General features: G+C 59.0%; 9 protein-coding genes. 6 read left to right on the forward strand and 3 right to left on the reverse strand.

Translation table 11 applies throughout. The features are described from left to right. Positions 1-254: 254 nt before the first annotated feature. Positions 255-1445, forward strand: coding sequence for an MFS transporter (locus FT726_RS15630; protein ID WP_346303045.1), 1191 nt, complete (start codon positions 255-257; stop codon positions 1443-1445). 2 nt (positions 1446-1447) lie between these two features. Here the strand turns inward: FT726_RS15630 and sfnG are convergent, their stop codons facing one another. Both sfnG and FT726_RS15640 read right to left on the reverse strand, forming a co-directional pair. Continuing rightward, entirely contained in the window at positions 1448-2542 is a 1095-nt protein-coding gene (sfnG, locus tag FT726_RS15635) for a dimethylsulfone monooxygenase SfnG (protein ID WP_021508881.1), read from the reverse strand. A gap of 220 nt (positions 2543-2762) precedes the next feature. Then, positions 2763-3110, reverse strand: coding sequence for a helix-turn-helix transcriptional regulator (locus tag FT726_RS15640; RefSeq protein ID WP_215801034.1), 348 nt, complete (start codon positions 3108-3110; stop codon positions 2763-2765). 159 nt (positions 3111-3269) lie between these two features. Between FT726_RS15640 and FT726_RS15645 the strand changes: the two genes are divergently transcribed. Next, complete coding sequence (locus FT726_RS15645) at positions 3270-4496, forward strand: MFS transporter (RefSeq protein WP_058758987.1); 1227 nt, start codon at positions 3270-3272, stop codon at positions 4494-4496. A gap of 209 nt (positions 4497-4705) precedes the next feature. Next, positions 4706-4984 carry a helix-turn-helix transcriptional regulator gene (locus tag FT726_RS15650; protein ID WP_288423597.1) on the forward strand — a complete coding sequence of 93 codons (279 nt, stop codon included), beginning with the start codon at positions 4706-4708 and terminating at the stop codon, positions 4982-4984. A gap of 73 nt (positions 4985-5057) precedes the next feature. Here FT726_RS15650 and clcA read toward each other — a convergent pair whose 3' ends face one another. After that, a complete protein-coding gene (clcA, locus tag FT726_RS15655; RefSeq protein WP_215801033.1) occupies positions 5058-6461 on the reverse strand; it encodes a H(+)/Cl(-) exchange transporter ClcA in 1404 nt (467 codons plus the stop codon). Between the two features lie 297 nt (positions 6462-6758). On the opposite strand from clcA, the gene glsB reads away from it, so the two are divergent. The 3 genes from glsB to FT726_RS15670 form a co-directional block, all read left to right on the forward strand. After that, positions 6759-7682, forward strand: coding sequence for a glutaminase B (glsB, locus tag FT726_RS15660; RefSeq protein ID WP_282954467.1), 924 nt, complete (start codon positions 6759-6761; stop codon positions 7680-7682). A gap of 579 nt (positions 7683-8261) precedes the next feature. After that, positions 8262-8678 (forward strand): DUF2946 domain-containing protein, encoded by a 417-nt coding sequence (locus tag FT726_RS15665; RefSeq protein WP_021508875.1) that lies wholly within the window; start codon positions 8262-8264, stop codon positions 8676-8678. Between the two features lie 65 nt (positions 8679-8743). Further along, a partial coding sequence (locus tag FT726_RS15670; protein ID WP_346303046.1) for a PepSY-associated TM helix domain-containing protein occupies positions 8744-9739 on the forward strand: 996 nt, incomplete at its 3' end.

The following is a 9739-nucleotide window of genomic DNA, read 5'->3' on the forward strand; positions in this document are numbered from 1 at the left end:
GCGCAAGTCTCCGGCAAAAAAACGCACCGGCAGCGTAAATACCAGCCAGGTCACGGATGCGTGCTATCACCGTCAGACAAGCAAAGCGGCAAGAAGGTTATCCTGCATGGCGGCCGGGTGGGTCTGCTTTACATCGATTTAACAGCTGGTTAGTATAGCCAGCGGTTCAGCGGTCAAGGCTGCTGCGTACGCGTTAACGTCAATCAACGCACCATATGCAGAGACTTTCTGCCTCATTTCTATGGTGCGCAAACATGTCCCATACCGCTTTATCTGCTGATTCTGCCCTGCGTCGTTCCGGGTTTTTCCTGCTGCTGCTGTTACTCACCGCCGCCAACTTACGCACGCCCATCACCGCCACCGGGCCGGTACTGGAAAATATTCGCCTGACATTTGGCCTGAGCGCCAGCGCTGCCGGCGTGATTAACTTTTTACCGCTGCTGATGTTCGCCACGCTGGCACCGCCAGCCGCCTGGTTTGGCAATCGCTTTGGCCTGGAGCGCAGTCTGTGGGGGGCGTTACTCCTGATCGTCCTGGGTTCACTGCTGCGAATCAGCGGCAGCGAAACGGCACTGTGGCTGGGTACGCTGATTCTCAGTAGCGGGATCGCGGCGGCCAACGTCCTGCTGCCGCCGCTGATTAAGCGTGATTACACCGCGCACACCGCACGTTATATCGGGCTGTATGCCATGACCATGGGCATCACCGCCAGCATCGCTTCCGGCGTGGCCGTGCCGCTGGCCGAACTCAGCAGCGCCGGCTGGCGTCTGTCGCTGGCGGTCTGGCTGATTCCGGCGCTGATCGCGCTGCTGGCATGGCTGCCGCAGCTGAAAAATCCCGTGACGCATGCGCAGCGCGCGACAGAGGTCACCGTAACGCGTTCGCCGTGGCGTTCCGCGATTGGCTGGCAGGTGTCGCTGTTCATGGCCAGCCAGTCGCTGCTGTTTTATACCCTGATTGGCTGGTTTACCCCGTTCGCACAGGATAATGGCATCAGTCAGCTGCAGGCGGGCGGCATGTTGTTCATCTATCAAATCGTGGCGATCGCCTCCAATCTGGCCTGTATGCGGGCGCTGAAGCAGCTGCGCGATCAGCGTCTGATCGGGCTGCTGGCTTCGCTGTCGATCTTCATCGCGGTGACCGGCCTGCTGCTGGCACCCGCATGGTCGCTGTTGTGGCTGATTCTGGCAGGCCTCGGTGCGGGCGCCTCGCTGCTGATCAGCCTGTCACTGTTTAATTTACGCACCCGGGACCATCGCCAGGCCTCGAAACTCTCCGGCATGGCGCAGTGCGTGGGTTACGGGCTGGCGGCGCTGGGACCGCTGTGCTTCGGCATGCTGCATGATGTCAGCAGCAGCTGGCAGCTCCCGCTGCTGATGCTGTTGGCGGTAAGCGCGCTGCAAATGGCGATGGCGCTGCTGGCCGGACGCGACCGCGCTATCTGACCTCAGACCGTGACGGCGTTAAGCGCCTCCTGCCGTTCCAGTTCGCGCACGCGTGGGATAACTTCCCGCCCAAAGAACTCCACCTCTTCATGGAAATGCAGAAACGCCAGCAGCAGTAAATCCACGCCAGCGCGTTTCTGCTCCATGATGCGCTCAGCAATTTGCTGCGGGGTGCCAATCAGATTGGTTTTGAAACCGTCGTTGTATTGCACCAGATCCTCGAAGGAGGATTTGGCCCAGTTGCCCTCGCCTTCCGGCGACGCGCTGCCGGCATTTTTCACCTCATGCTGGAAGCCTTTCACTGCATCCGGATTGGCTTTGGCGATGATCTCCTGCAGCACCGCCTGGGCTTCCTGTTCGCTCTCGCGGGCGATGACAAAACCATTCAGGCCGATTTTAACGGCGTGCTGATTGACGGCGGCTTTGGCGCGGATATCGTCCACCTGCTGCCGTACACCCTGTGGCGTGTTGCCGTTGGTGAAGTACCAGTCAGACACCCGTGACGCCATGTCCCGCGCGGCGCGCGAGCTGCCGCCCTGAAAAATTTCCGGCAGCGGATCGAGCGGTTTAGGCTTGAGCGCGTAGTCGCGGAAGCGATAAAAATCTCCGGCGAAGCTGAAGCTGCTTTCACGCCAGATGCCGCGCAGGCAGCGAATAAACTCTTCCGAACGCAGATAGCGCTCTTCGTGATCGAGCCAGGGTTCACCAATCGCTTTGAACTCGCCGCGAAACCAGCCGCTGACAATGTTCACCGCGATGCGCGGACCGTAAAGATGGCTGATGGTGGCGATCTGCTTCGCCGCCAGCGTCGGGTTCCACGGCCCCGGCAGCAGCGCGGCAATCACTTTGAGTTTTGTGGTGTGGCTCAGCAGATCCTGAGAGAAGGTGACTGATTCGTGCTGATTATCAGCGCCATAGCCAGCGGTGAAGCGAATCTGCGTCAGGGCATAATCGAAGCCAGCGCGTTCAGCGATTTTCGCCAGTTCACGGTTGTACTCCGCGTCCCAGCGCGTGCGCTGCTCGATCTGACTGATAACTAAACCCCCTGAAACATTAGGCACCCAGTAAGCAAACTGCAGCGGTTTTACCTGTGACATAGGTTTCTCCTGAGACTTCTTATAGCTGGATTAATGGAAAATTATCTTCATTAATGCTTTTGGCTATAAGAGGCTATGCAGTGAGCGTGCCAGTTCCTGGCAGAGATTAAACGCCTGATTTGCGGGCTAACTGAATGAGAAGATGAGGAATGTCTGTTGCGGATGCAGCAGCCGCTGTCGCCAGGCTGTTGCAATTGCAGCCGCTCCGGCGAAAAGGGCGCTACTCCGCTTGCTGAAAAGCCTGCAGCACGCTTCGGGTGGCGGCATCGTCAACGGCGGCGCTGAGCAGCGCATCAAGCAGACCAGGAAAGCGCGCGTCCAGATCGTCGCGCCGCAGTGACAGCAGATTCTCGCGGCCAGAGGGTTTTTGCCAGATTACGCCGCTGTCACGCAGTACCCGCCAGTGATGGGTTAAGGTTGATTTGGATACGCCTTGCAGCAGCGAACCGCAGCTGCGCGCCTCCCCCTGTGCCAGCAGCGCGACGACCGCCATGCGCATCGGATTGCCCAGCGCGGCCAGCACATTCTCCAGCCTGATGGCGTCACGCGACGGATGATTTTCCAGCATTGCTTATCTCTGTAAGGGCGTAAGACAGCAAATTATCCGTGAGTCGGCGGACGATGTATAGCGCAGTACGAGCGGTGCGCCAATCGCGCTGCGCTAATTTACGATGTCACATTGCTGCTCTATGCTTGTCACCATCCTCCACTCTTTCTTCATCACAACATGAATGCAAATCCGATAGCGCATCCCGCTGCTTTGCGGTCTCTCCAGGCGTTGTGCCTGGTCAATTTTTTCATGGCCGACGTGCGGGATGGACTCGGCCCTTTCCTGGGGATCTTTCTTACCGAGCATGGCTGGAGAGCGGATGATATTGGCTGGGCGATGACTGCCGGCGGTTTAGCCGGTCTGCTGGCTACGCTGCCGGCGGGTCTGGCAACCGATGCCACGCACCATAAAAAAGGGCTGCTGATTCTGGCCTCACTGCTCATTACGCTGGCCACCCTAATGCTGTGGTGGTTTCCTTACGGTGGAGTGGTGGTTGGCTCGCAGGTTGTTACCGGTCTCGCGGCCGCGCTTATTGCCCCGTTACTGACCGGCGTCACCCTCGGCCTGACCGGCTCTCAGGGGTTCAGCCAGCAGATGGGGAGAAACGAGGCGTTCAATCATGGCGGCAATATGACTGCCGCGCTGTTTGCCGGGTTTGCGGTCTGGCTGTGGGGCACCGATGCGGTTTTTATCCTGATGACCGCGATGGCACTGTGCGCATGTTTTGCCGTGGCCGCCATTCAGCGTAACGCGATCGATGACCGCGCGGCGCGCGGCGGTGCCGGACAGCAGGCCGCAGAGCTCCCTGGTTTCTCTGCCCTGCTGCGCAATCCGGTGCTGCTGATTACCGGCCTGACGCTGCTGCTGTTTCACCTCGGCAACGCCGCGCTGTTGCCGATGCTGGGCATTCGCGCGGCGGCAACGCACAGCGGACAGCTCAGCCCGGGTGTTTATACCGCTGCAACCGTGGTGATTTCGCAATGCGTGATGATTCCCGTGGCGTTATTCGCCGCCCGAAACGCCAGCCGCCTCGGTTTCCCGCTGCTGATAACCCTCGCGCTGGTGGTGCTGCCGGTGCGTGCCGGCATCGCCTCCCTGTTCGATGGCACCTATGCGATGGTACCGGTACAGATTCTTGATGGTCTGGCCGCCGGGCTGCTGGGCGTGGCAGTACCGGGCTACATCGTCAGCGTGCTTGACGGCAGCGGACACACCAATGCCGGCCAGAGTTTCGTCATGCTGATGCAGGGCGTGGGCGCGGCATGCAGCCCGGCACTGACCGGCAGCATCGCCGCCGCCTGGTCTTATCAGGTCGCTTTCGCCGTGCTCGGCAGCATCGCCCTCGCCGCACTGATGCTCTGGAGCCTCAGCCAGCGCATCCGATGGGTTAAAAGCCGGGCGTGAGGTGATATCAACACGCCCGATCGAATCAAAACTTTCATAGACCAGCGCCTGAAGCTTTGATCGCATCGGGCGTCTCAATCTCCCTGAGTTAATACACTCCTGCAGACCTGGCCCGCCACGATATATGTGGCAGCTTTTCATTTAGAAAAGTCAAAAAACCCCGGAAGCTGAGATTCAAAAAGCGTTACGTTGTCTGGAGGAGATGCTCAATGAAATATAAAATCCATAATCAGCTACATGAAGAAATGCTTCAGGATCCTGAATACCGCGCAGCCTGGGAAGCAGAGAAACGAAAAGACCGTATGCAAGCCTTGCTCAAAGCGTGGCGGCAGCATGCCGGATTGACCAGTGCACAAGTGGCTGAGCGGATGGGGGTAAAACCGCCCACGGTTTCGCGCATGGAAAAGAATATTACCTCTGCCAGCTTTGAAACCATTGCGCGTTACGCCAAAGCCTGCGGGATCGATTCCGCCACCGTTGAGTTTTAACAGCACGATAAGGACGGATAGTGAAGCCGATAGTGTTAACCGGCTTCAACTGTCATGGCCGCCAGAAAAAAGCCTATTCCGTCCGGGCGCTGGCGCGGTTAGTGAGCTGTGCTTTGGCCAGGGTGCGCGCCAGGATTGAGGAATAAAGCGGTTTGCCACCAAAGAACTGCGCCGCCAGCGTCGCGCCCAGGCAGGTGATGATCATCGGCAGGATCAGTTGATAGTTATTGGTCATTTCCAGCACCAGCACGATGCCGGTAAGCGGCGCGCGCACTGAGGCGGCGAACAGCGCGCCCATCCCGGCGACGGCAAAGGTGGCGGCTTCCAGCTGATAATGCGGGAACCAGTCGGCGCTCAACTGACCAAAGCAGGTGCCCAGCAGCGTGCCCAGCGTCAGCATGGGCGCAAAAATGCCGCCCGGCGCGCCTGAAGAGAAGCAGCAAATGGTGACCAGCGTGCGCAGCGCGAAGAGAGCAAACAGCGCCAGCGCGCCATAGTGTCCGGTAGCGAAATCCGGAATCAGCGTCGTTCCGCCGCTCACCGCCTGCGGCAGCAGTAAACCCAGCACGCCGCACAGTCCGGCCAGCAGGCTACCGAACAGCACCCAGCGCCCGGTACGTCCGAGATGCAGGCGCTGAAACTGGTCCTGTGCGAGAAATATCAGCCGGTTGAACGCCACGCCGCAGCCGCCAAACAGCACACCCAGCACCAGATAGAGCCACAGCGTCTCGGTGGGCGCGTCACGCAGCTGACCGATATTAATGATGGCTTCATTACCGTTGAGCACGCGAAAGACAATGCTCGACATAATCACGCCAACAAACACCGCTTTTATCGATATCAGGCTATAGCGAAACTGCGGGCGCATCTCTTCGATAATGAACAAAATGCCGGCCAGCGGCGCGTTGAACGCCGCCGAAAGTCCCGCCGCGGCACCGGTCGCCAGCAGCGTATGACGCGATTCGGAATCGCGCACGCGAAACAGATCGAGGCACATACCACCGATGTTGCCGCCAATCTGTACCGTGGGTCCTTCGCGTCCCAGCACCATGCCAGAGCCCAGCGCACCCATGCCGCCGATAAATTTAACCGGCAGCACGCGCCACCAGCGCACCGGGCGCAGCTCTTCCAGCGCGCCCTCGATTTCCGGAATGCCCGAGCCTCCTGCCTCCGGCGCGAAGCGGCGCACCAGAAAATAGCCGATGCCGCCCAGCAGCGCCGAGATAAAAAACGCGCTCAGCAACGCCATGGCCAGGTTATCCGCACGCTCCGTCAGCCAGCCGATCCGCAGGTGGAGAATAAAATTGACCGCGCGATCGAAAGCCACACCCACCAGCCCGGTGAGGATACCGACCAGCGCGGCCAGCAGCAGCAATGCCAGCGGGGTTTTATCGCGTCGCAGCAATTTTTGCAGCAGCATAAAGCGCCCGGCGCGCATCGTATTGGCAGGTTCGGAGGCATCAGGTAAGGCAGACATCGTCATCCTCAATTACAACAGTTGAGCGCATTGGCAGCGCCGGAAAGAGTTGGGGCTTAGCATAACCAAAATTGCCTGATCGGTAACTCAATCATTCGCAACATAATTTTACCTCAGGCCGCGCAATGTGGCGTAGGCGCCAGGCTGGGTTGCGATCGGGCGCAACAAACCGGGCAGAAAATCCACAACACGGTGCAGGCTTGCTGCAGCGTGCTCACAGAATTTTGCGCGGTGGATTGACGAGCCGATGGCAAATCACCATGATCGCGCCAGGATTAGTCACCCCGGAGCCACAAGGTGTCGGAACTCAGTAATGCATTGCTTGAAGAGATTGTCACGGACGTACGCCCCCTCACCCGTCAGGGCAAAGTGGCAGATTACATCCCGGCGCTGGCCGGCGTGGATGCCGATCAACTGGGCATCGCCATTGCCACCGCCGATGGTCGCAGCTACCAGGCCGGCGATGCGGGCACGCGCTTTTCAATCCAGTCCATCTCCAAAGTCCTGTCGCTTACCGTCGCGCTGACGCTGTACGAGGACGCCGAGATCTGGCAGCGCGTAGGCAAAGAGCCATCCGGCCAGGCATTCAATTCACTGGTGCAGCTTGAACTGGAACAGGGAAAGCCGCGCAATCCATTTATTAACGCCGGCGCACTGGTAATGTGCGATTTGCTGGAAAGCCGGCTCACCGCGCCGCGCCAGCGCATGCTGGAGTTTGTGCGTCGTCTGGCACAGCAGCCGGACATTCAGTATGACCGTGCGGTCGCGCGCTCTGAATATGAGCACTCGGCGCGTAACGCCGCCATTGCCTGGCTGATGAAGTCGTTTGGCAACTTTCATAATGACGTCAGTAAAGTAATGGAAACCTACTTTCACTACTGCTCGCTGGCGATGAGCTGCAGCGAACTGGCGCGCACGTTTCTCTATCTCGCCAATCACGGTCGCACGCTGGATGATGAGTGGACGGTGATCTCTGCACGCCAGGCGCGGCAGGTGAACGCACTGATGATGACCAGCGGCATGTACGACGGCGCCGGAGAGTTTGCCTGGCGCGTGGGCATGCCGGCTAAATCCGGCGTCGGCGGCGGGATTGTCGCAGTGATTCCCGGTGAGATGAGTATTGCCGTCTGGTCACCGGCGCTGGATCATTCCGGTAACTCGCTGGCCGGCACCGCCATGCTGGAGAAACTCACGGAGCGGCTGGGGCGATCGATATTTTAAGGCCCGGCTCATACTGAGAGGCTTCCCTGTAAATGAAAAGAGTTAAACAACGAGCCGCCCGTTTATATCGGTGCGCATAAATGCGCACCCTACGAAAATCGCGTAATTCCTTGCTGATTGCGATCGATGCCGTTATGCCTTGCAATTAAGTTGAAAGTGACCTGATTACAACGGTCCGTATCAATGCGCCGTCATGTGTAAATCGTGCAACTGCCTACAGGCCGCAATAAATGACGTGACGCCTTGTAATAAAGCTGCAAGTGGCCTGTTTATATCGGTGCGGATCAATGCGCACCCTGTGCAAATAGTGCAAATACCTTGTAGGGTCGCCATTAATGGCGACCACAAATTCTGAGCAATGACAGTTCTTGCCATCAGACTTCACTCATCCTTCAGCAATGAGAAATAGTGTTTCTCTAATGTACTCATCAGGTTGCAATTAAGTTAACAAACGCACCACGTTAAGTGACCCTTTTCAAAAGGTGCGAATTTTGTCGCTCCCAGCCTCACTTTTATTAACCCTTGTGCGGCAATCGCGTTACACTTCGGCCTCATTTGTTGAAGCACTCAGTATTTGCCATGACGTTTTCCTATCACTTTCGCCAGCGACTGACCGCCTGCGTCGCCATTGTGGCGGTGCTGCTGCTGTTCGTCGCGCCGATTGTGTCGAAAACGCTGCTGGAGCGGCAAACGCGCATTGACCCCGTGGCGTCGCACAGCCCTTCATCTGCCATGCCAATGCACCATCACGATATGCCGATGGAGATGGCGATGCCGGGCATGATGCATCACAACATGGACGATGGCGAATTTGCCTGCGGCTATTGTGATTTGCTGGTGCATGTTCCGCTGATGATGTGGGTGTTTATCCCGTTCATCTGGCTGATGCTGGTGATCTCGCGCGCCCCACCGCTGCCGCCGCTGGTGGCACCCCGGCCGCGCCGCTTCAGCGGTACCCATCGTCCGCGCGCGCCACCGGTTTTTCTTTCCTGCTGAATCTCATTAATCGGTACAACGCCTGCGCTGTGCCCTGACATTCTCTTATCGGAAGGAAGACGGCTTTGTCTGCTGTTCACTCTGCAGCACCGCGCGGCGCGGTGCTTAATCTGCTACGCCGCTTACATTTTTATATTGGCCTGTTTGTCGCGCCGTTCATCTTCGTGGCGGCGCTCAGCGGCACGCTGTATGTGCTGACGCCGCAGCTGGAAAATTTGATCTACGCTGATGCGCTCATCGCGCAGCCGCAGGGCAATGTGCAACCGCTCTCGGCGCAGATCGCCGCGGCACGCGCCTATGCGGGCGAAAATCAGCACATTTATGCGGTTCGACCTGCGCCCGCTGCGCGCGATACCACGCGCGTACAGTTCAGCGATGCCACTCTCGGCCCGTCGCAGTCGCGCGCGGTGTTTATCGATCCCTACAGTCTCAAAGTAACCGGCGACATGACGGTGTACGGCACCAGTGGCGTGTTGCCGCTGCGCACCACGCTCGATCTGCTGCACAGCAGCCTGTTACTCGGTGACTTTGGTCGCAACTACAGCGAACTGGCGGCGAGCTGGCTGTGGGTGGCCGCGCTCGGCGGCGTGCTGCTGTGGCTGGGCACGCGACCAAAACGCCGGCTGAAAACCGTGCGAAAGGGGTTTGCCTTCACCCGGCACTGGCACATCACGCTGGGGCTGACGCTGATGCTCGGGCTGCTGTTCTTCTCCGTTACCGGCCTCACCTGGTCACAATGGGCAGGTGGCAATATCGATAAGATGCGCACCGAGCTTAACTGGCTGACGCCACAGGTGAATACGGCGCTCAGCGGTGATGCGCCCGCCGCGCCGGCCGATCCTCACGCCGATCACCGCAGTATGCCGGACATGGACATGACCAGCATGCCGATGTCGTCGATGGCGAAACCGGCGGCGCAGCCAGCGAAGTCACTGCCGGCAAATGCCGCCGACGCTGACTGGGATCGCGTGCTGGCGGCGGCGCGTCAGGATGGCATCCGCGCGGCTAAAGTGGAGCTGCGCCAGCCGAAAAGCGAAGGCAAAGCCTGGACGGTGAGTGAG

Origin of the sequence: Pantoea sp. Morm, assembly GCF_016643525.1 — a bacterium.
Lineage (GTDB): Bacteria > Pseudomonadota > Gammaproteobacteria > Enterobacterales > Enterobacteriaceae > Pantoea > Pantoea dispersa.